The sequence below is a fragment of the Myxococcales bacterium genome, from assembly GCA_022563535.1.
Lineage (GTDB): Bacteria > Myxococcota_A > UBA9160 > UBA9160 > UBA4427 > DUBZ01.
Map to the genome: position 1 here is coordinate 11741 of JADFNE010000050.1, position 21384 is coordinate 33124.

The 21384-nt window shown below is 58.6% G+C and carries 16 protein-coding genes and 1 pseudogene; 4 read left to right on the forward strand and 13 right to left on the reverse strand.

Going from position 1 to position 21384, the window contains the following annotated elements:
• Positions 1-30 precede the first annotated feature (30 nt).
• Positions 31-1008, reverse strand: a complete 978-nt coding sequence (locus tag IH881_14650; GenBank protein MCH7868934.1) for an NADPH:quinone oxidoreductase family protein — start codon at positions 1006-1008, stop codon at positions 31-33.
• Complete coding sequence (locus tag IH881_14655) at positions 1005-1556, reverse strand: pyridoxamine 5'-phosphate oxidase family protein (GenBank protein ID MCH7868935.1); 552 nt, start codon at positions 1554-1556, stop codon at positions 1005-1007. Before IH881_14655 ends, IH881_14650 begins: the two co-directional genes overlap by 4 nt.
• 396 nt (positions 1557-1952) lie before the next feature.
• On the opposite strand from IH881_14655, the gene IH881_14660 reads away from it, so the two are divergent.
• Positions 1953-5567 carry an autotransporter domain-containing protein gene (locus IH881_14660; protein ID MCH7868936.1) on the forward strand — a complete coding sequence of 1205 codons (3615 nt, stop codon included), beginning with the start codon at positions 1953-1955 and terminating at the stop codon, positions 5565-5567.
• Between the two features lie 40 nt (positions 5568-5607).
• Here IH881_14660 and IH881_14665 read toward each other — a convergent pair whose 3' ends face one another.
• From IH881_14665 to IH881_14690, 6 genes are all read right to left on the reverse strand, one after another.
• A complete protein-coding gene (locus IH881_14665; GenBank protein ID MCH7868937.1) occupies positions 5608-6294 on the reverse strand; it encodes a DUF4410 domain-containing protein in 687 nt (228 codons plus the stop codon).
• 55 nt (positions 6295-6349) lie between these two features.
• Positions 6350-8494, reverse strand: coding sequence for a cation:dicarboxylase symporter family transporter (locus IH881_14670; protein MCH7868938.1), 2145 nt, complete (start codon positions 8492-8494; stop codon positions 6350-6352).
• A 44-nt stretch (positions 8495-8538) separates the two neighbouring features.
• A complete protein-coding gene (locus IH881_14675) occupies positions 8539-9051 on the reverse strand; it encodes a hypothetical protein (protein ID MCH7868939.1) in 513 nt (170 codons plus the stop codon).
• A gap of 174 nt (positions 9052-9225) precedes the next feature.
• The gene (locus tag IH881_14680; GenBank protein ID MCH7868940.1) at positions 9226-9984 is read right to left on the reverse strand and encodes a DUF2092 domain-containing protein; all 759 of its coding nucleotides are present in this window, start codon (positions 9982-9984) and stop codon (positions 9226-9228) included.
• 14 nt (positions 9985-9998) lie between these two features.
• Positions 9999-10337: a hypothetical protein gene (locus IH881_14685; protein ID MCH7868941.1), complete on the reverse strand. Its 339-nt coding sequence runs from the start codon at positions 10335-10337 to the stop codon at positions 9999-10001.
• Positions 10338-10621: 284 nt separating this feature from the next.
• On the reverse strand, positions 10622-11530 hold the full coding sequence (locus IH881_14690; GenBank protein MCH7868942.1) for a hypothetical protein: 909 nt from the start codon (positions 11528-11530) through the stop codon (positions 10622-10624).
• Positions 11531-11775: 245 nt separating this feature from the next.
• On the opposite strand from IH881_14690, the gene IH881_14695 reads away from it, so the two are divergent.
• On the forward strand, positions 11776-13221 hold the full coding sequence (locus tag IH881_14695; protein MCH7868943.1) for a M48 family metalloprotease: 1446 nt from the start codon (positions 11776-11778) through the stop codon (positions 13219-13221).
• On the forward strand, positions 13218-14330 hold the full coding sequence (locus IH881_14700; GenBank protein ID MCH7868944.1) for an AI-2E family transporter: 1113 nt from the start codon (positions 13218-13220) through the stop codon (positions 14328-14330). The genes IH881_14695 and IH881_14700 overlap by 4 nt, the downstream gene beginning before the upstream one ends.
• Before the next feature lie 8 nt (positions 14331-14338).
• Here IH881_14700 and IH881_14705 read toward each other — a convergent pair whose 3' ends face one another.
• Genes IH881_14705 through IH881_14715 form a run of 3 tightly spaced genes read right to left on the reverse strand, consistent with a single transcriptional unit; the run spans position 14339 to position 16718 of the window.
• Positions 14339-14788 carry a hypothetical protein gene (locus IH881_14705; protein ID MCH7868945.1) on the reverse strand — a complete coding sequence of 150 codons (450 nt, stop codon included), beginning with the start codon at positions 14786-14788 and terminating at the stop codon, positions 14339-14341.
• A gap of 43 nt (positions 14789-14831) precedes the next feature.
• Entirely contained in the window at positions 14832-15680 is an 849-nt protein-coding gene (locus IH881_14710) for a phospholipase A (GenBank protein ID MCH7868946.1), read from the reverse strand.
• Between the two features lie 45 nt (positions 15681-15725).
• Positions 15726-16718, reverse strand: a complete 993-nt coding sequence (locus IH881_14715; GenBank protein ID MCH7868947.1) for a DUF4105 domain-containing protein — start codon at positions 16716-16718, stop codon at positions 15726-15728.
• 165 nt (positions 16719-16883) lie between these two features.
• Here IH881_14715 and IH881_14720 point away from each other — a divergent pair, with 165 nt between their 5' ends.
• Complete coding sequence (locus IH881_14720; GenBank protein ID MCH7868948.1) at positions 16884-18140, forward strand: DUF4056 domain-containing protein; 1257 nt, start codon at positions 16884-16886, stop codon at positions 18138-18140.
• Here the strand turns inward: IH881_14720 and IH881_14725 are convergent.
• Together IH881_14725 and IH881_14730 are read right to left on the reverse strand one after the other, a co-directional pair.
• A pseudogene (locus IH881_14725) lies at positions 18137-21189 on the reverse strand (efflux RND transporter permease subunit). The gene IH881_14720 and the pseudogene IH881_14725 sit on opposite strands and share 4 nt — an antisense overlap.
• A 20-nt stretch (positions 21190-21209) precedes the next feature.
• Positions 21210-21359 (reverse strand): hypothetical protein, encoded by a 150-nt coding sequence (locus IH881_14730; protein ID MCH7868949.1) that lies wholly within the window; start codon positions 21357-21359, stop codon positions 21210-21212.
• Positions 21360-21384 lie beyond the last annotated feature (25 nt).

The window sequence follows — 21384 nt, forward strand, 5'->3', positions numbered from 1 at the left end:
GTCCTGTTCAGGCATCAGTTCAGACTCAGTTCAGACATAGACGATGGTCTTTCCCATACTCCGGCGCCTCGCCAGTTCTTCGAGGACCACAGCAGCTTCGTCGAAGCCGACGCGACTGGAGACAACTCCGCGGATCTTCTTGTCGCGCCAGAGTTCGAGCAATGCTTCGTGCACTGTGCTGGTGAATGGCTTCGAATACGCTCCGACATAGACGCCCACCATCGACGCATTCTTCTGGATGAGCACGGCCGAGGGCGCGTCGTGAAACTTTCCGCTCGCGAATCCAATGATCAGCAGTCGGCCTTCGCTCGCGATCGCGTGGAGTGCCGCGTCGCAAGCTTCACCGCCGACTGGATCGTAGATCACATTGGCGCCTTTTCCGGCTGTCGCGTCGCGGATCGCTTCCGCGATGTCCGATTTCCGGTGGTCGATGACGAGGTCGGCCCCGAGTTCGCGGCACAGTTCACCTTTTTCGGGGCCGGCCGCTACGGCGATCACCCGGGCGCCGAGTGCACAGCCCAGTTGCACCGCTGCAGTTCCGGTTCCGCCGGCCGCCCCGAGCACGACCAGAGTTTCGCCCGGCTGCAATTGGCCTCGGGTCACGAGCCCGATGTAGGCCGTGTGATAGGGAATGACAAAACACGCGGCTTCGGCCGAATCCATCTCGGAGGGGGCAGGGTGGGTCGCCCCGTCGAGGGCCAGCGCCTCTTCCGCCAGGCCGCCGAAGCCTCGAAAGAAGGAAGTCACCGCCATGACCCGCTCGCCAATTGCGGTCTTTGCATCTCTGCCTTTGGCCACGACCGTGCCCGACACTTCTTGGCCGGGAGTAAACGGGAGTTCGGGACGGAAAGCGTACGTGCCGCGACACATGAAAACGTCGGGCAAGCCGATCGCCGCCGCGTCGACGCGAATGCGAACTTCAGCGGCTTCGGGTTCGGGGATCTCGGTGTCGACGAGTTCGATGGCGGTGGTGGGCTCGCCATGGCGCTGAATCTGCCAGGTCTTCATTCCATGCTCTCGAGCCCGGGCAAGTCGTCGATGCTCGTGCCGTTGGTCGAGATGCGGTGGGCGATGAACTCTTGCTGGTTTCGTTTTGCGTTGTGCTCCTTCAGTTGTTCGCGATCGCTCAGAAACTCGTAGTTGGGAACCGCAAAACCGCACGAGCGCTGGACACTCGTCACCGAAACTTCGATGATGCCCCGCACCGGAACTTCGATTTCGGGAAAGTGGTGTCTCAGGGCATGGAATTCGGGCGTGCCGTATTGATGTCCGCGGCCCGTGCCGTAGAGCCGCAAGATCAGGGGATCGCCTTCGAAAGCGCAGAACATCAGACAGATGCGGCCGTTTTCGCGCAAGTGCGCGTGGGTCTCGATCCCGCTGCCCCCCAGGTCGATGTACGCCACCGTGTTTGCGTCGAGGCGCGCAAAGCTCGCGTAGCCTTTGGGTGAGAGGTTGACGTGGCCATCGGCGGACAACGGGGCCGTGGCGACGAAGAACACGTGCTGTGCATCAATGAAGTCGGCCTCGCGGGGTCCGATCTCGTTCAGGAACTTCATCTCATCTCCAGTTTGCGGCGCGCGCTTGATATCGATTCGATAGCACGGGGGCGACAGCAGGCTCGGGCAGTGCGGGAAATTGCGCCTCGCGCCCCGAGGGAATCTATTTCACCACTTAGTGTCTCTAGTGTGCTATCGATGCGCAACTACAAGGTTTTTCCGACACCCACTCCCCAGAAACTGGCACTTCTCAGGGGGCAGACTGCCCTCGGTTGCGACCCTCGGCGCCATTGTCAGCAATGTCGACGTCGGTCGTTTTGATCTTCAGAACAAAGGAAAGACTACGTGAGTAGAGCGGTGGGCAGAGCGGGAAGACTGGCGGGAATTTGGATCGCACTTTCGTGCGCGGTTGCCACGGAATCGGCGTTGGCGGATTGCGTGGAAGATCCAATTGTTATGGGAGAAAGAACGACTGTTACCTGCACGGATACCTCGACAGCGTATGAACCGTCTGTCTTCGAAACGGATGACATCGACCTGACTGTAGAAACGTCAAGCGACACGGTGGAGGCGGAGACGGGGGACGCCCAGGCCATTCTCCTCAACGCGGGCAGCACCATCACGAACAATGGCGACATCACTGCGACAATAGACGCTGGCCAGAACGCCATCGTGATCGGTGATGATGCGACCATCATCAATAACAATTCAATCACGGGTGACCAGAGCGCCATCGTGATCGGCAATAACGCAACCATCACCAACAGCGGCACGATCACGGGTGGCTCGGACGCAATTGTCTTTACAGGAACGGATTCGACCGCCATCAACACCGTTGAAAACTTGAGCGGCGGAGTGATCACAACCGCCGCGGGCGCTGCGATCGTAGGCAGCGTTGGCACCGAAAACATCAACCTTCGAGACGGATCAACCGTTACCGGCGACATCAATCTGTTCGGCGCTGCGGACGTGGTTACGATCGAAAGCGGCGCGACCGTGAATGGAAACATCGATCTCGGAGACGGTGATGATCAGCTGATTCTCGAAGATGGCGCCGATACTACCGGGAACGTTCAAGCTGGAAACGGCAACGATACAATCACATTGAGAGGAAGTAGCGGCGGAGGTTCGACGCTGCACGGAGACATCGATCTCGGCGACAGCGAAGTTCCCACGGGCGCGGGCGAGCGAAACGCGTTGATTCTAGAGGAAGGGTCCTTCCTCGACGGCAGCGTGACGGGTGGCGCCAACGACGACTTTGTCGATGTTGGCACTGATGCAACCATTGGGGGCGATATCGATCTCTTGGGTGGTTCGGATGAGCTCACCATCAGCAGCGGCGCGATGGTGAATGGAAATGTCAGTCTCGACGGCGCGAACAGCACCATCACGAACGACGGCAGCATCACTGCGACAGTCTCTACCCATAACGCCATCGAGATCGGCGACAACGCAACCATCACCAACAGCGGCACGATCACGGGCGGCTCGGACGCGGCGGGTTCTGCGATCGTCTTTACGGGGACGGATATTGGCGCCATCAACACCGTCGAAAACTTGAGCGGCGGTCTGATCACGACTGACGCGGGCGCTGCGATCGTAGGCAGCGTAGCGATAGAAGAAATTACGCTTCGCGATGGGTCGACCGTGACGGGCGATATCAATTTAATGGATGGCGCGGACGTGCTCACCATCGACCGTGGCGCGGTATTGATTGGAAACATTGATCTCGGCCCCGGTAGCGATGCTCTGTTTTTCGAGTCTGGCGCTATTTACACCGGGTCCATAACGACTGGAAGCAGTGGCGACACACGCGACAGAGTGATTCTGAGGGGAGGGTTTGTTGGTCTCGGTTCGACGGTTAACGGAGATATCCAACTCGGCGTAAGTGATCTATCTCAGGGCGCAGGAGAGGAAAACCTGTTGGGGCTACAAATAGGATCCCTCCTCGTAGGTAACGTGACTGGCGGTTCCGCTGACGACTCGATCGAAATTGGTTCTGATGCTCAGATCATGGGTGCAATCAGCCTTGGCAACGGAACGAATGACGTGCTGATTTCCAATCGCGGGGTCCTGCTGGGTAACCTCACCGCGGGCGACGGCATGGATACGGTCATCATCACCTCTGACGCGTTAGTGACCGGTGATATCGATTTGGGTGCAGGAGACGACGTTCTCGAACTCTTCATCAACTCAACCGTCGACGGTTCAATCATGCTGGGCGATGGCGAAGATACGCTCGACTACGATCCCGGGGTTAGCGTGACCGGGAACATCAACCTCGGCAACGACAACGACACGTTGCTCCTCAGACCTTCGGCCGTCATTCCGTCACTGGACGCCGGCCCCGGCAGCGACACCCTACACCTGGGTGCAGACCCGGTCGGCGCGGCGACGGTGGGAAGCATCGATCTATTTGACGCGGACCAATTCGAGGTGCTCGTAGTCGGTCCCGCTGATTTCAATGATGCTTTTGTTTGGAGGGTATCGACCAGTTCCCCGACCGTATTTGAAGACGGTATCGTCATGCAGACCGGAGCCTTGCTTTTTGACGGCGTGGTCGAACTGGACGTGGAGGCTTCTGGCTTTAGCCAGCAAGCGAACTCCGTCATGGTCTTTATCGTGGGAGAGGCCGTCGTAGACAGCCAGCTGAAGCTGACTGGCGCGCTCACGCTCGACCCGACGAGTCCAGACCCAATGGATCCTTTGCAAATAGGTGCCTCAGTATTGGTGACGATCCAGGGAGTCCTCAACGAAGGCGACTATACGCTGATCAGGGCGACCGGAGGCATTACGGGTTCTTTCGACGAAGAGATCTTGCCGACGATCGTAACCTTCTCGTTTTCGACTGCGTTCGTGGACGTCGGTATGGGTGTCGATGAGTTTGTGTTTACTGCTACGCGCATATTTACCTACGAAAGTTTCGCGCGCTCAGCCAGCGAGCGAAACACCGGGCAGTATTTGGACGACGCGCGGCTGAACGCCGACATGACTTTCCTTGACGGGGTCATCTCTCCCCTCGATTTGCTGCCAGCCAACCAACTCACAACCGCCCTCGCTCAACTCCACGCCGAAAGCTACGACGCACACACGAGCAACATTCTCTCCTGGGGCCGAGTGCAGCAGCAAGAACTCCAGCAGCGCTCCATGCGTTGCGAGCGTTTTCAGTACGCGCCGCTTCCCAATGTCGTCACCGAAGACCCCTGCGGTTCGGGTGGCTTCATGCCCTGGGCCAAAGTGATTGGCAATTTCGGTCAGAACAGCCTCAGTTTCGACAGAGGCTACGATTCAATCGCCGTTGGCGCGCTCGTCGGCGTCGATTATAAGTGGAATGAGAACCTCTGGATCAGCGGGAGCATGGGCTACGGCACGATTGAAATCGATCACGACGGCGGCGCTGACAGCAGCTTCAAAAGTGTTGACCTGGGTATCGCTGTGGGCACCGTCCGCGGACCCTTGAGTGTTCGAGGTTCCTTCAGTTACAGCCACGGCTTCCACGACATCGACCGGGACGTTGATTTTCGCGCTGCCAGGCTCGAGGGCCAGTACGACAGCGATCGTATCAGTCTCGCCCTGGGTGCCGGTTATCGTTTCAAGGTCGGTCCGATCGTGATTGAGCCGAACGCCTCGATCGACTATTCGCACGTCGAAGAAGAGGCCGTGAAGGAGAAGGGCAACGCCGAAATCGCGCTCGATCTCAAGGCTCGCCAGACCGACATTGTCAGCGGGACTGCCGGGTTGCGGTTCAGCGCCAACATCCTGAAGTATCGCTACGTCGGCGAACTGCTCGAGTGGGCGGATGGTCTGTGGATGCCAAGCGTAACTGCGCAGTGGCGACAGGCCTTTGTCGGTTTCGACCGGAACTTCAGCGCCCGGATGCAGGGCGCCCCGTCCGGCGCGGGCAGCTTCAAGTCCAAGGCGAGTGACGCGAGCGGCGGCGTGGAAGTCGGAGCCCACCTCGGCTTTCAGCCGATGAAATCTGCGAACACGATCGAGTTCGGCTACGACGGTTTCTTTGGCGGCGATGTCACGAACCACTCGGCGAACGTGTCGGTGCGCATTCCCTTTTAATCGCTTGCCTTGCCCAGAAAATTTGCATGGTGACGTCGAGCTATTTCTCGAGGGCTTCTTGCGACACCCAGCCCTGCTTCACGAAGAACAAACCGAGATCATCTGCGATTGCATCCGCCATGCGGATCGCATCCTGGGTGACGGGTCCCTTCACTTCGCCCACCACCCCCACAGCCCCCGAAGCTACTGCGACTGCCTGGGCCCCCATCCCGACCGGCAGTATGATGCCCGGTTTCTTGCTCCCTTTTGACACTGCGCGGAAGTCGAACAGGAGTTGCTTGTTCGGATTGTCGGCCCTCGCTCGCAGGACCTGAACTTGAGCCACCATCTCGGTAGACCCGATACCGAAGCCGATGACGTTGCGCGTAAACCGGTTGCCCTTGTCGATGCTGACGAACCTGCCCTCGACCATGATCTCATTGGGATTGGGTTTGATGTCGTGTCCAACACGTCTCGCCATGAACCCCATGCTGCGGAGTCGGCTGACGAGTTGCTCGGCGAGCGCATCCCGCGATTCATGAAAGAGTTCCTGCTGTTCCCTGCGATCGTCGGCCTTGACCTGGGGGAGATCCGAACGAAAGTCGTAGACCAAAACTCGCGAGGGTCGCGACATCGTCTCCCCGCTCGTGAACGTTCGCTTTCCCTGCAAGGCTGAAGAGGCACAACCCATCATCAGACTGAGAAAGGCGAGGGAGATCACAACTCGGACCAGTTCTGGTGATTTCATCGTTTCGACTCCAAAGGGTTGTGATCAGCGCGGATCTCGCTGATCGATTGCAGGATCAATCCACCCACCCCAACACATTGCGAATCATACTCCACCGCTTGCCACGTTTATCCGCGGATTTGCCCAGGATCCAGTGGTCGTAGAGTTGTTCGTCGAACGGGCCCGCCTGGATTACTCCCAGCCACTGGCTGATAATCCCCTCCAACTCAGTGTTGTTCAGTGCCATCGGATAGCCCGTCGGAACCCGGAAGAGAGGACGTATTAGCACCCTGCTGAAATTAGGATAGAGCAGCGTCCATGCCGAGCCGGACTCCGCCGCCCACACCATGCCGTCTGCTTCTTTACCGCCCGATTCCAGGTACTCGCGCAGCGACCCTAAAGTGGTGAATTCGGCGCCGGGAAGTAGCGTCGACGCAATCATGCTGGCGTCGTCTGAGCGTGCCGTCGCCAAGGTGATGCCCGTGAAATCATGTCTATCCATCATGCGAGAGATTTCTTCCCGGCGATGGTCGGGCACAATCAATGCGGCGGTGACTGTAGAGATCGACCTGGAGAATCTCATCTGAGTGAGTCGCGAGGGGAACATCGTAATGCCCGACATCGCAATATCAAAATCGCCGCGGTCCAGTTGTTCGCTGAGCGTTGCAAACGTGAAGGGAACGAATTCGAGCTGGCATTGGAATTGCCGTGCGAGATGGTTAGCCATGTCGATGTCGTAGCCCACCAGCTCGTCCCGAGCATTGAAGAAACTATAGGGGAGATTGTCCGGGTGATATCCAACCCTCAGCACCCCCCCGTTCGTGATGCGTTGCAATGACGATTCGGTTCCGTCTAATGGAGGTGGGACTACGCGATGGACGACCGCTGGGTAAGGGTCCGTTGCGCCATGCATGTTTTGAATTATCTGGTCCCGGGTGTACTCGGTGTCGAGTGAACTGGCGAGATAAGTTCGGGTGCCGATTGTCGCCACCGTGAAGATCCCAGCGATGAGCAACAGGGACCGTATCAGCTGTGGGGTACGGAGACGGAGATTGCCGCTGAGCGCGCAGGCCGTGAGGACCGAAACAAAGAAGATATGGATGGCACCCAGCAGATCACCCAGCCGACCGGTGACGACGCCCGATGCGATAAATAGCTGAATCATGTCGGCGGGAAGCCGGAACATATCCAGGAGGAAGGGGATGGCGACCATGGGGCTGCCGAAGAGGCTGAAAAGCCCGGCGCCGAGGAAGCTCGGGTACTGGCTCAGCCGCAGTGGCTCATCCACGAACCAGGCCGTGAAGGGGATGAAGAGCAACGCCAGGAGCTTGCCAGCATGCGGAAAAGGATAGGCGAGCGGTGTGACGGCGCGAACGTACGTAGACGCATCGTCCGGCTCCCGGAGGCGCTGTTTGAACAGCTCTTCGGCGCTACTGGCCAGCATGGGCAGAACGATGAAGACTTTCGCAGTAATGAATGCAGTCAGCACTGCGGTCCGAGAAGCCCTGAACAGCTCGCCATATGAAAACGGAGTCAGCGCAGCGAGCAGCACCAGAAGTACCCCATATGCCAGTACCAGCGCGGCCACGGTATTGATGACGAGATAAGCCTCTAGCCGGTTCAACTCATCCAGATGAATCGTACCCGCGAGGCTGGCGACAATGGCGAATACGCCCAGAGGCGTAAGTCTTACTAGCTGGCGATTGATGGTGGCGAGGGCATCGGTCAGGAAGTCGAGCTGCTTTAGTGCTTCTCCCTTTTCCTCGAGTGCCATGATGGCAAGCCCGATCGCCGTACAAAAGAGAACTACTGCTGGGACGACATTGTTTGCCAGCGCATAGAACGGGTTGGACGGGATGAATAGCCGCACGAAGTCAATGGTCGCGGCTTCCTCGAGTTGACTCGAGCTGAAGAAAGACGCCGATAGCCGTTCCGGGAGCATCTGGGACAGCAACGTAATGGTGCCGAGGGCGAGGAGCAGAGAGAGCAACAGAAACCCGCCGGCGTAGACCCCAAACCGCTTGCCCTCGCTGGGCGACAGGCGCCCAATGTTCGCAACGAGGGCGATCGTAATGTACGGGAGTACCGTCATCTGAAGCAGCGCGATATATGCTTCCCCAACGACGGACAGCGCGGCGGCGTACTCTCCGAGAAAGAGTCCGCACGCCACGCCCAACACGAGTCCCGCCAGGATCAAGTTCGAGAGGCTGATTCGTTTCAATTGAGATTTCATCTATCGAAAACGATTGATGTTACTTGGTGCTCTCAGTTGACGGAGTAATCACGTCCCTCGAGACAGGTCTTCCGCGCACGATCATAGGTGGAGCGCTGCTCTGCAATCTTGGCTTGATGTGCGGCGGCAGTAGCGGCCGCTTGATTGTCGAGCTGCTTCTGAGCCGCTTGTTGATCGCGCTGCGCATCTACTTTTTGCCGCCGGCCGCGGATCCCGCCTGCAGCAGCACCGACCGCAGCGCCTTTGCCGGCATCACCCAGAATTGCGCCCACCGCTGCCCCACCGAGAGCCCCGCGCGCTGCCCCACGAACCGCGCCGCCCTGCTTGGACGGTGGTGTCGCGGCGGCGACTTGCGGAGTTGCATCGGGGGCCTTGGGTGGATTCATCGGGTCGAAGCCGGTCTGCCCGACGGCCCATTTGTGGCACTCGTATTTGTCTTTGTCCTGCTGTTCGGCGCTTTGGCCCTTTTTGGGATACAGAAATTCTTCGGCTAGAGATGTTTGGGACCATAAGAGTATTACGACCAGGATGCTGATGATTCGCATGGGGGGAACCTCCGTGTATTAGAACATGGAAAACCAAAGAACATGTTACATGAAAAATCTCGTTGAGGGCCTCAGAATGCGAACGTGAGCCGGGCTCCGCCGTAGCCGGCAGCGTGTCAGCATTCGCTTGCTACAGGGAATGACGCATTGAGTCTAGGGGCAGACTGTGACCGCCTACCTGGCCAGCTCCGACAGGCTCACTTTTTTCGCGCCCTCGCTGGCTTTCTGATCGAATTGAGATGGGTCGTGGGCGAACTGCACGTTCCATTGGTCGATTGAGGCCCGAACTGTGAGGCCGCCGGGCTCGGACTTGTAGTGGATCACCAGTCGACGAGGTAGCGGTTGCTCGCCGGCATCGATCCAGATCTGCCAGTCCACATCTTCATTGCGAAACGCAAGATGATGGCAACGTGCAGAGCCGAGCTTTACCTCGCCGACATACCGCGCAGATTCGATCCGTGGCCGCAATACGCGCCAGAGATTGCTGTAGACCAGATTCGCGAGCGGGGGCCGCACTCCGAGTTCCATGATGAGCAGATCGATGACATCATCGAGACTTCCGGGAGAATCAATTTCTGCAAATTCAGCTCCAGAATTGCGCGATGCGGCCACCTTCCTGGCGTTGGCGGTGAAGAGCAACGAATCGCCGGAGTTGTGCTCGATTTCCACTCGGATTCGATCGGGTCGGCGCACATAAAAGTTCCGTACCGAACCATGCTCGATCACCTGGCCAGACGCATCAATGCGGTCCTCCAGCATTGTGGCGCGAAAGTGATAGCTCTCGAGTTTGGCGATGAACTCGGCGCTTCGCTTCATTTCCGCGAGTGCTCGGGTATTGATTTTGCCCGGTTCTTCCGCCGAGGCCGTGCTACCGAGCGACATCAGCATGTAACCAAGGATCGGGATCCATACTCTCCACTTAACGACGCTCACCGCCATCTCTCTACTCATTGAACACACGAGCGGATGTAGTCCATGACCAGTTCATCGGCAGCACGCATGCTGACCCGCATCCCCTGATCACAGGTGTCGTCGAGATCCTCGCTCAGTCGGCGAAGAGAGCGTTCCATGCAGCGCGCAATTCGATTGCGGTTGATATTCCAGCTCTTGGCTTTACCCGAATTGAGCTTGCGATCCACGTCGTCGAGAAGCGCGTTGTAGCGTTCATCGTCATAGAGTTCGGTCCACTCGCGACACCCCAGGGCCGACACCTGGGCGGGAAGTGCAAATACGCTTAGCGCTGCCACCAGCATCGCGAACACAAGCACCGGTCTTGTCTCCATCATGAGCATCTCGGCGGCTCCTTTCGCATTGTGTCCCGGGGAGTGGATAGCGCAGATAGAGCAACCAGCCGCTGAACCTGGGCCAGCCGGTGGTTTGGCCGTATCGGCACCCCTGCAGCTCACAGTAGCCTACATGGCAACGGTGAACGACAATGGGCCAACCGATCTGCGGATGGACCGGTTCCAAATTTCGCTCGTCTTCGGCTGGCATCCGCTCATCGAGGGCATGAAGCGGCTCGAGGATTAGTCCACACCCGTCTTCAACTTTTTTTAAAGCACAAGCTCGCTCAGAAGTTGGAGCTGAGCCCAACGGCCAGGTAGACCGAAGGATCCTGGTCGGCCTTGGCTTTGAACCCGCCATCGCCCTCGACTTCATACTTACCGCGAAAGTTCGACCCGACAGACAACGAAACACGCGCCGCTTCGGCGACCTCGTAGCTTGCGGTGATGTCGAAGCGGATGTCCTGAATTTGGACGTCACCGTCGCCAAGCGCGGTATCGACGTGGTACTGCTGCCCTTCGAGATGGAGGCCCGGTACGATGAGGATCGAGCTATTTACCCACGGTTGCCAGGTGATGGTGGCGGAGCGCGGTAGCAGTACGTCGACGCGAAGTTGGTCGGAAGAGACCCAGGTAAAGCCTGCCACCGGGATCACGCTGAGCTTGTCGAAGTCTTCGCGAACTGCGGCGCCCAGTTTGAAGAACAGCTTGTCGCTCCACTGATAGGTTCCGACCGCGGTGCCCTGGTACTGGATATCGTCCCCGGTGAGAGATTCGTCGAGGTCGGAGAAGATGCCCGGACGAAACGTTGCCGAGAGCAGGATTCGATCGCTGAGGAACCAGTTGACACCCAGCTCCAATGCGATCTCGTGGAGGCTCACGTCGAGGTTTGAGCGGTCGAAGGCGTAATTGCGCAGACTGAAGTTGAAGGCCGTGACGATCGCGACGTCCTCGTTTACCCCGAAAACCGTGCCTAAACGGGTCTTTACCTTTATCAAATCGGTCGAGATGCTGGAATCTTCGACGCCGATGTCGGGCTGATAGGCGAGGTTGAGTATGAATTCTGGAGCGGGCTGAGTGGCGCCCATCAAGAACTTGCCGTGGGTACGAGCGAAATCGCTTTGCGCCTCTGCCGCGACAGCGAATAGAAGAGCAGTTAGACCGCAAGACACAAATACGAGTAGTTTGAATGTCATTCGGAACCCCCCATTTATGGAGGCAAAACCTGACACGTTTGAGTCCACAAACCAACCCTAGGCTTTTCAATGTTGCCCATATCGTGAGCAACCTGGCGTATCGGTCTTGCGGAATTTTCATACCACTGGATTGAACTGGCGCGTCGCGAATCCGTGTGCCTCGGGCTATCGTCCTCGCTCCGTTGTATGGGGCTTGCGCATTGGAGCCCAACGACGCAGTCAGTGGGTAGACCAAAGGAGCAAAAATGATGCATCGCGAGGCGCAGGCGCTAATTGCTCTGGTCACTGTGACGACCCTGATCGCAGGTTGCGCGGGCACTGGCGGGGGGGAAGACAAGCCCAAGAAGCGTACGATCCTCGCCACCGAGTACGACGATGTCACCATCGGCGCCGAAGCCGCCGTGGATCTTTCGCGCCAGATGGGGATCTACGACGATCCAGCGATGACGGATTACGTACGGGAAGTCGGACGCCGCATGGTTCAATACACGGTGCGGCGCCCCTTCCAGTATCGCTTCTATATTGTCGACCAGGCCATGCCCAACGCGTTCGCACTACCCGGCGGACATGTCTACATCTCCCGCGGCCTGCTCGCCCTGGCGAAGGACGAGGCCGAACTCGCCAATGTGATCGGCCACGAGATCACACACGCCGCGGAACGACATGCGTCGGCACAGCAGGAAATGGCGCGTCGGGTCAACCCCTTCACCATGCCCATCGTGCGGATGAGTAAGCTCGCTTCGTACCAGCGCGCGCATGAAAACGACGCGGATCGGGGAGGGCAGCGCATTGCGGCAGCGGCGGGCTATGACCCTTTCGGTCTTCCGAACTTTTTGCAGCGACTCGGCAATCTCGATCGCCTGCGCTTCGGTTCGCGACTCCCCGGCTACCTCGACACGCACCCCGGAACCATCGAGCGGGTAGCCACGACCTCACAGCGCGCGGCGCAATTGGAAGTGGGACGAAGCGCACCGGTCGAAGCGGATGAGGCGGGGTATTTGAAACGAATCGAAGGCATCGTTATCGGGCCAAATCCCGCAGGAGGCGTGTTCCGCGGCAACCACTTCATTCACCCCGGTCTCGGCTTTCAGATGCGGTTTCCCGCAGGCTGGATCACTTCGAACGATCAGCAGAACGTTGGTGCCCGGTCACCCCAAGGTGGGGCTGTGGTTTTTTTGAGCGTCGAGGGAAAGGCAGCAGACCCGAAGGAATTTGCGGAGAAGTTCATTGCGCGCCATGAACGCCGGTTCAATCTGGAGATTCTGCGCAACACACCGATCGTGATCGGTGGGATCGATTCGTGGCGGGTTGCAGCCAACGGCAACGTCGGCGGCCAGCGCCTGGTGGGCCAACTCACCTTCATCCCGTACGGCGGCCTCATGTATCGGATCACTGCGGTGGCACCGCGACGGGGCGCCAATGCTTACGTCGCCGAGGCGCGCAATACCGTGCGGAGCTTTCGTCCTCTGCCCGAAGACGCCCGGGGAGGGTTCGAGGTGATGCGACTGCGCACAGTGCGGGCCCGTTCTGGGGAGACGATCCCAGCACTCATGAAACGCACGGGCAGTGGGTTCCGGCCCGGTGGCATCGCGGTACTCAATGGCTTGTTCGTCGATCATCGTTTCCGTGGCGGCGAAATGGTGAAAATCGCGGCAGTGGAACCTTACGAACCGGCGCGCGGCACGCAATGACTGACCTTTCCAAACGACCAACGACGCCAAACGAAGTCATCGAAGCGCGTGAAGAGACCATGCGGCGCGCGACCGACATTGCGGTGCGCCTCGGCGCGCTTGCGATCATTGTCGCCTGGTGCCTCACAATCATTGCTCCATTTGTCGGCATCGTTGCGTGGGGGTTGATCATTGCAATCGCGGTGACGGGGCCTTACGAAAGCGTTGCCACGACGCTCGGGAGTCGGAGAGGTCTCACGGCGACGCTGTTCGTGCTGCTAGGGTTCGCCCTGATCGTCGTTCCCGCCGTTCTACTCTCAGACACGCTCGTCTCTGGCGCCCAACATTTCGCCCGGGATATCTCTGATGGTTCGATAGAAGTGCCACCACCGCCGGCCCACGTCGCGGACTGGCCAATTGTCGGTGACCAGATCTATGACATTTGGAGCCTTGCGTACGAAAACCTGACGGCTGCACTTGCAAAGCTCGGGCCTCAGCTCCAGGCGGTGAGCGCGTGGCTGCTCAAAGCGGCGGGCTCAGTCGGTGCGGGTCTGCTGCAGCTGTTCGGGTCGTTGATCGTCGCGGGCTTCATACTCAGTCGCGGAGCGGATCGCGCCGAGGCGATGGAAAAGCTGGGATCGAGATTGGCTGGAGCACGGCGAGGCCCGGCGCTCGTGAAACTCGCGCGCGCGACGGTGAGTAGTGTGGTTCAGGGGATCGTGGGAGTGGCGCTGATCCAAGCGATTCTCGCTGGAGTGGGCTTCGTTGCTGCCGATGTTCCAGGTGCGGGGCTCTGGGCCATGCTTGTGCTCGTGTCTGCCATCGTCCAGCTCCCGGTGGGTCTGGTTGTCATCCCACCCATCCTGCTGGTCTTCTCGTCGGCCAGTACGACGGTCGCGGTCCTGTTCACGCTGTGGTGCGTTTTCATTTCGCTCGTCGACAATTTCTTGAAGCCGATCCTCTTTGGTCGCGGTGTCGAGATCCCCACCATCGTGATCTTCGTGGGCGCCATCGGTGGCATGCTGTCGATGGGCATCATCGGTCTGTTCGTCGGATCAGTTGTGCTCGCCGTTGGCTACGAACTCTTCAAGGCCTGGATCGACGAAGACGAAGCGTCGGCGCAGACGTAGGCGTCCAGTCAGTCGTCGTAATATTCGGCGAGTTGATCGAGGAGCTTTTCCGCGGCCGCAATGTTCTCACGCTGTTGCTTCGCCGGAATGGCGTCTCTCGCCCCACTACGGATATTGTGGAACAGTTCGCGCACCTGCTCGAAATAGAGTTCCGTCGCGGAATGTCCCCGGCCCCTGTGAAGTTGTTTGGCATATCCGCTGGCGATCTCGCTGAGGCGCCCAAGGCCGCTGACGGCGCCATCCCTCATGCGCTGCCGTATTACTGTTTCCTGCTGAGCTGCTGTTTTGGTTGCGAGCGAGATTTTGGACAGCGAGATCACGAACTCGTCCGCGAGTTTCATCACTTCGTCCTGGTCCCATGCCCGTGTCTCCGCAAGAGCCGGAACTGCTCCCAGCATCGATGTGTTGAGTAGTACGATTGCCATCATGACGAGATTGAAGAGGCGAAACTTTCTCATAAATCTGCACCTTTGAAAATATGTTCGGTCCCCGCCAAAACGCTCAGCGGATCATTGAGAATCCTATTCGCGTAACGTGTCGCTGTTTGCGAAAGTCAATCAGGCTCTCGGCGTAGCCATCAAAGCGCTGCACCATGAAATACAACTCAATATTGGACCTCAGCAGTTTGGGTAGGGGGTAGTTTAAGTCCGTAAGCACACTCCATCCCTTGATTCCATGCTGATAGTGGGTCGCGAGAGAGAATCCGCCCTTCTTGGCGACCATCAGCTCTAGATCGAAATATCCTCGGTATTTGTCGAGGTCGCGATTCGTATCGTTGTCGTTTCCCACGTAGGCGAAGACTTCGGGTGCAAATAACACTGCGTAGTCTTTTCCTAGATCGAAGATCCAGTGCAATTTGGTGTAGATGAAGTTCGTGCTTCGGGAATCGTCCCCGTCTCGACCGTTGGATTCGTGCCGGAATCCCCCCTGCGCCTGAAAGCCTTCTGCCCACGACGGGCCCAAGAGAATGAAGGGGGAGAGATAAAAGATCTCTGGCTTGTAGCTCGTATCTGCGAAGGGCTTGGAATCGGATTGCAAATCCCAGAACGAAGTCTGGGTGTAGGCCAAATTCAAGCCCGTGATCGCCGGGAATCGCTCGGCAAGGCTGCCGCCCGATTTGATGAACTGATAACGAAAGCTGATCTGGTATTTACTCCTTTCAGGATCGGTCCCCACTGCGAAGTACATGGGATGATAGGGATAGAAGTTGAATGCGTAGGGCTGGAAGTCCTCGCGAAGTTGCTCGAGCTTTTCGCGACCCGACTCCTTCGGCTGCTTCTCATCATCCGCGCTGGCGATGAGAGAGACTGAAGTAAGCGTGACGGCAATCAGCAGGTTGGACCAGCGCATTCAATTTCCCCTTTGCCTCGATTCTCAATTCGTTGGAAAACGAGGTCAGATTCCGGTCGTCTCTTTACGAATTTGGGTCGAAAAGTCGGCTGAGCTGCCGGCAGACTTCGCGCGGGCGGTGATATCGGCACGCTTGCGTACTTCTTCGAAGGGCAGGCGGTTGTCGATCGTACCTCGCATATAGCCGAGTTCGTCCAAGGTTCCGTTGACCAGTATGCGCCAGTTGAACGGGTTCTTGGGTGCCACATGCTGCACGTGGTGGCGAATGGTGGTAGTGCAGTTCTGCAGCATGGCGTTGTACCAACGCGGCTCATCGGCGAGACGATTGATCGCTTCGAAGTAATCGAGCAAAACCGCTCGGTCGAGCTCTGGAGGCGTTTGCAGTCGGTAGCGACGGACGAGTTCTCCGCGGTGGTTTGTGCGGACTCCGATGAGATCACGCTCGTCGGCGACCACGTAATAAAGCTCGTATTGACGAAAGAACCCGAGCAGGGCGGAGTAGGATTCGCCGACTTCCTTGCGGGTCTCGATCGAGATCGCGAGATGTTTGCCGTCGCCGAAATCCCAGCTCATGATCGTGTGGGCAATCAGCGGCGAGCCCCAGTAGGACATGAAAAAATCGATCCCGCGCAGCTGCTCCAGATCATAGCTGCGGGTTTCCCAGTGTTCGGTGAAGTCGGTCTCTGAGCGGTACTCGAAGTTGCGAACGTTTTCTACGGTTACGTGATTGCCCTCGATGGTGATCCGTGGGAGCTTCGCCACCTCAGGCAACCATTCGCGTTCGTTGCTCGGCTCGAGACCCAGCCACCAAATGAGCACCAGACCAAACAAGAAGAGAAAGGCCGCAGTCGCTTTGATGTGCGGGCGCACCAGCGCGAAGAGAGCGATGGTTGTTCCCGCAATCCCCGCTGAGAGAATGCCAGCCGCCAAGCGCGAACTCGGACCGTCGACCCAGACCGCAGCGCACGCCCAAATTGTCGCAAGCGAGATGGTGGGGAGCACGATTGCTAGACGTGCAATTCCACTCCACAAGCTCATTGGGGGCTCCGAACTGTCATTTTTGAGATCCGCCTCGTTCAAGCTAACAGGGGCTGTGCAGTCACGTCATGTTACAGAACTGCTTTTCCTTTGACGAAGCCTCAACTCTCCCTATTATTCATGTATCTGTCGGCGACCGCGAGTCGAACCTTCGAGGAGCATCTGATGCCCAGATTGGTCTTGAATTTGACATTGATCGCGTTGGCGTCGGCATTTCTCCTGGGCGGCTGCGCGAACGTCGAGCCGAAGTGGACGAGCGAGCGCCCAGGGGTAGAGGTCAAGGACTTCCTGCGCGAGCTTCTGAGCGAGACCATTCCCGAAATTCCCGCACCGAGTCACCTGCGACCGTGTTGTGCGTTCGGCTCCGACATCAGGGTTCGCCTCGGACCAGTCCCCGTTCCTGGTATCATGCTCGACAATATCATCAGCCCAGAAGATATTGGTATCCATCGTTACGACAATGGCTTGTTGTCCCTGCAAAGAGTCGACGGAGGCCTCGAGATCGTCCAGGAGTCCAACGGCCTGGTGTACACCTGCCGCGGGGGCTTTATAGATACGGCACACGTACGCGACTATGCAGACTGGACGGTTTATCTTGCGGCGAAGATCGCCAGAGCTGCAGATACGGGCACCACGTTGACCCTCAGTAGCGAAGGTGCGACTCGGCGCGTTCACATCAAACCATTGCCGCCGCAGCTCGTCTCGTACACCGAGCTGCGCGATGCCGTGGTCGCGCTCTCGCAGTACGTTGCCTTTCAGCTTTCGATCTGGCATGAGATCTCGACCTGGCTCGGCTGGTCGGCGTCGGCGGCGTTTTCTGAAGAAGCGTCCGCCTTTTCTCCTGAAGATCTGTATTCGAATCTAGTGGGCATCAAGATCGCGGGGCGGGTGATCGAAGACGGGCGCGCGTTCAGCGAAACGGAGTTCAACGCGAACGTGAGCGAAACTCTCGTCAAGGCGGTCGAGCTTCTGGGCGGCGTACCAAAGGATGTAGGCCGCAGAGCTGCGGCCTATGTGGACGGAATCTGGTGGCAGTCCGAAAAACGCCTTCCCTCGGCAGATCTCGTCTTGAAACGAAATATGGAAATAGGCGAGGTGATCGCGCCGTGGCGTGTTTCGATGTCTCACTGGAGCCAAGATGTAGAAGACGCCGTCGACCGATACTGTGGTGGCGATGACCGACCGGTACTCCTCAGCAATCCGAACAGTTATAAAGGGTACGCGCTACACCAGTTCGCCACCCTGGAACTCGAACTCGAGGATGCGACGGCCAAGCGCCTCCCTATCAAAATGCCCAAGAGCGGCGTCCTGACTCAACAGGATTTTCCGACGCTCATCGAAGCGATTCGCAAGATCAACGATGAGCGATACGGTAGCGGCGCAAGCACACCGGTCCGCATGCGGGATGGGTCCTCGCGCTAGCCGGCCGCCGAGCCGTCAGCCTCGCCAGCGGGCACGATGATCGAGTAGAAAACCGGCAGAACTAGCATCGTGAGCACCGTGGCGAACACGAGGCCCGCAATGATCGTGACCGCCATCGCGGCGAAGAACGCGTCGAACAGCAGCGGGATCATCCCAAGTGCGGTTGTGGCTGCGGCCATTGCGACGGGTCGCAACCGGCTCGTGGCAGAATCCACAATGGCGTCAGACTGTTGCTTGCCGCTCGCGCTCTGAAGATTGATTTCATCGACGAGTACGATCGCGTTCTTGATCAGCATGCCAATCAGGCTCAGGAAGCCGAGCAGGGACATGAAGCCGAAGGGCATGCCGGTAGCAAGCAGCCCAGCGGTCACGCCGATCAAAGCCAGGGGAACGTTGAGCCAGATCACCAGGGTCTGACGCAGTGAGTTGAACAGGGCGACGGTGACCAATACCATGTAAAGAACGAAGGTCGGAATAGACGCCGCAAGGCCCGCTTGGGCGTTACCGGAATCCTCGTACTCTCCTCCCCATTCCAGCGTGTAGTCCTCGGGCAGCTCGATGGCTTCGACCAGGGGCCGCAGCTGGGCAAACAGCTGGCTCGCGGGACCTCGCTGGGGATCGCAATAGACGATCAATGTAGGCTTTCGGTCGAGGCGCATTATGAGTTCGTCTTCAAAATCAGTTTCGAAGGCGGACACGACTTGCGCCAGCGGAATCATCTTTCCCGCGACGGGACTCCAGATCTGCAGACTGCGGACGCTCGTGACATCGGCTCGCTGAACATCCCCAGCCCGCATGATGATCGGCAGGAGTTTGTCTTCCTCCCTGAACAGGCCAACGCTCACGCCCTGGAACCCCTCGCGCAGGGTTTTCGCGATGTCGGCGCGTTGGATCCCTGCGAGGTTTGCCTGGCGCTCCGCGACCACGGGGCGCAGCACTTTTACGCGTTGGCGCCAGTCCGTGCGCAGGGCCTTGGCATTGCCGCTTTCTGCAAAGATGGTTTTCGTCTGGGTGGCAAGCTCGCGCAAGACATTGGGGTCGGGACCACTAAAGCGCGCTTGAATCTTTCCCGTGCTCCCCGGTCCGAGCTGAAACCTGGAGCCGTATCCGAGGGCATCTGGAAACTCGACGCTGACGTGGGACTCGATACTACCGATCAGTCCGTCGATGCGGGAGGAATCGTCAACGTCGACCAGGAACTGCGCGTAGGCGGAGTTCAGCTTCTCGGGCGCGTAAGTGAGAAGGAAACGAAGGCCTCCTTTGCCGAGCAGAGTCGTGACGTGGGTGACCCCTTCTTGCTCGAGTATGTAGTCCTCGAGTTTTTGCGCCTGGCGCTCCGTTTCCGAAATATGGGTGCCCTGGGGCAGCCAAAAATCGACCATCATCTGGGGGCGAGTCGAAGGCGGAAAAAAGCTCTGCTCCACGAAGCCAAAGCCCAAAATGGATGCACCGAACACGACGATGACCACGCTTACGGTGAGCCAGCGCATCCGCATGCAGCTGTACAGAAACCCCCTGAAGACGACGTAGAAGCGTCCGGCGTAGGGATCCTCAGCTCGTCAGAGCCCGCCGCGGGAACCTTCAGGAACATCACACATAAGAGCGGGGTTACGGTGACGGCGGTCAGCCAACTGAGCATCAATGAGGCGAGCACCACCTGAAAGAGCGAGCGACAGAATTCACCTGTCGAATCATCGGAAGTGCCGATGGCCGCGAATGCGAGTACCGCAATGACCGTCGCGCCGAGCAGCGGCATTGAAGTCTGCGACACCACTGCCGCGGCGGCTTCCTCGGGCTTTTCGCCTCTTCCGAGCCGGATCAGCATGCCGTCGACGACGACGATCGCGTTGTCGACCAGCATCCCCAGCGCGATGATGAGCGCTCCAAGTGAAATGCGCTCGAGCGCGACTCCCATGGGCCCCATGATGATGAACGTTCCGCTGATCGTGAGTACCAGGATGAACCCGATCAGCAAACCGCTGCGAAGGCCCATGAACAACAGCAGGACCGCGATCACAATCGCGACCGCTTCGGCCAGACTCAGGACGAAGCTCGAAATTGCGATCTGGACCGCTTGGGACTGCAGCGAGACGATCCCAAATTCAATGCCGAGGGGGGTCTGGCCTCGCAGCTCGTCCATGCGCTTGCGCAGCGCTTCGCCCATCTTGACCACGTTGCCGCCCGATGTCGTCGAGATCCCCAGGCCGATCGCGGCGTTGCCGTCGTAGCGGATCAGATGATCGGGCGGGTCCACGTAGCCCCGGCGCACAGTCGCGACATCGCGCAGGTAGATCTGTTGAGTTCCTCCGCGGAGCAGGATTCCTTCCAACTGTTCGATCGTCGTCGAACTGCCCGTGGGCTCGATCGCGATAAATTCGCGGCCTACGCTCACCCGGCCCGCATCAACGACCGCGTTCTTCTGTCGCAGTTCGTCTGCGATGACCGCCGTAGAGATTCCGAGTTGGGCCATTCGATCCCGCGAGAGTTCGACGTAAATGGCTTCCGCACGCTCGCCATAGGTCGTGATCTTGGCCACGTCGTGTACGAGCAATAGCTCGCGTTTCAGGAGGTCGACGTACTTCTTGAGTTCGGCGTAAGAATATTCGGAGCCGTAGACCGCTACGAAGACTCCGTACACGTCGCCGTAGTCGTCAATCACGATCGAGGGCCCGGCACCCGGCGGCAGCATACGCTGAGCGTCGTTTACCTTGCGTCGCAACTCATCCCAGACTTGCGGGAGATCGTCGGCCTTGTATTTCGCCTTGATCTTAACGGTGAGTGTCGAGAGACCGCGATCAGATTTCGAGCTGACTTCGTCGAGCTGTCCCATTTGTTGCACGGCGATCTCGAGTTCGTCCGTGACTTCTTCTTCTACTTCAGTCGCTGACGCACCGGGGTAGGGGGTGACGACCAGGGCGTCCTTGATGGTGAATTCTGGATCTTCGAGTCTCGGAAGTTTCTGAAATGTCTGCAGGCCGCCCACAAGCATGAGGACAGTGAGGGTCAGCGTGAGAACGCGGTTCTGGATCGCAAACGTGGCAAGATTCATCGACTGGATTCCGCCCTTGGTTAACCCTGGTGCCGGCGGACGCGCATGCCTTCACGCAGCTGGTGCACGCCCGACACCGCAATCCAGTCGCCACCTGCAAGGCCGCTCGTCACCGTGACACTCTTGCCCGTGAGCGGGCCGAGTTCCACCGGAGAGCGGCTGACCTGCATGCTCGACGGGTCCACCTTCCATACA

Excerpts from the sequence above, each read along its gene's own strand:
- IH881_14650 (MCH7868934.1), bottom strand. The coding sequence starts at position 1,008 with ATGAAGACCTGGCAGATTCAGCGCCATGGCGAGCCCACCACCGCCATC.
- IH881_14655 (MCH7868935.1), bottom strand. The coding sequence starts at position 1,556 with ATGAAGTTCCTGAACGAGATCGGACCCCGCGAGGCCGACTTCATTGAT.
- IH881_14660 (MCH7868936.1), top strand. The coding sequence starts at position 1,953 with ATGGGAGAAAGAACGACTGTTACCTGCACGGATACCTCGACAGCGTAT.
- IH881_14665 (MCH7868937.1), bottom strand. The coding sequence starts at position 6,294 with ATGAAATCACCAGAACTGGTCCGAGTTGTGATCTCCCTCGCCTTTCTC.
- IH881_14675 (MCH7868939.1), bottom strand. The coding sequence starts at position 9,051 with ATGCGAATCATCAGCATCCTGGTCGTAATACTCTTATGGTCCCAAACA.
- IH881_14685 (MCH7868941.1), bottom strand. The coding sequence starts at position 10,337 with ATGATGGAGACAAGACCGGTGCTTGTGTTCGCGATGCTGGTGGCAGCG.
- IH881_14690 (MCH7868942.1), bottom strand. The coding sequence starts at position 11,530 with ATGACATTCAAACTACTCGTATTTGTGTCTTGCGGTCTAACTGCTCTT.
- IH881_14695 (MCH7868943.1), top strand. The coding sequence starts at position 11,776 with ATGATGCATCGCGAGGCGCAGGCGCTAATTGCTCTGGTCACTGTGACG.
- IH881_14700 (MCH7868944.1), top strand. The coding sequence starts at position 13,218 with ATGACTGACCTTTCCAAACGACCAACGACGCCAAACGAAGTCATCGAA.
- IH881_14705 (MCH7868945.1), bottom strand. The coding sequence starts at position 14,788 with ATGAGAAAGTTTCGCCTCTTCAATCTCGTCATGATGGCAATCGTACTA.
- IH881_14710 (MCH7868946.1), bottom strand. The coding sequence starts at position 15,680 with ATGCGCTGGTCCAACCTGCTGATTGCCGTCACGCTTACTTCAGTCTCT.
- IH881_14715 (MCH7868947.1), bottom strand. The coding sequence starts at position 16,718 with ATGAGCTTGTGGAGTGGAATTGCACGTCTAGCAATCGTGCTCCCCACC.
- IH881_14720 (MCH7868948.1), top strand. The coding sequence starts at position 16,884 with ATGCCCAGATTGGTCTTGAATTTGACATTGATCGCGTTGGCGTCGGCA.
- IH881_14730 (MCH7868949.1), bottom strand. The coding sequence starts at position 21,359 with ATGCAGGTCAGCCGCTCTCCGGTGGAACTCGGCCCGCTCACGGGCAAG.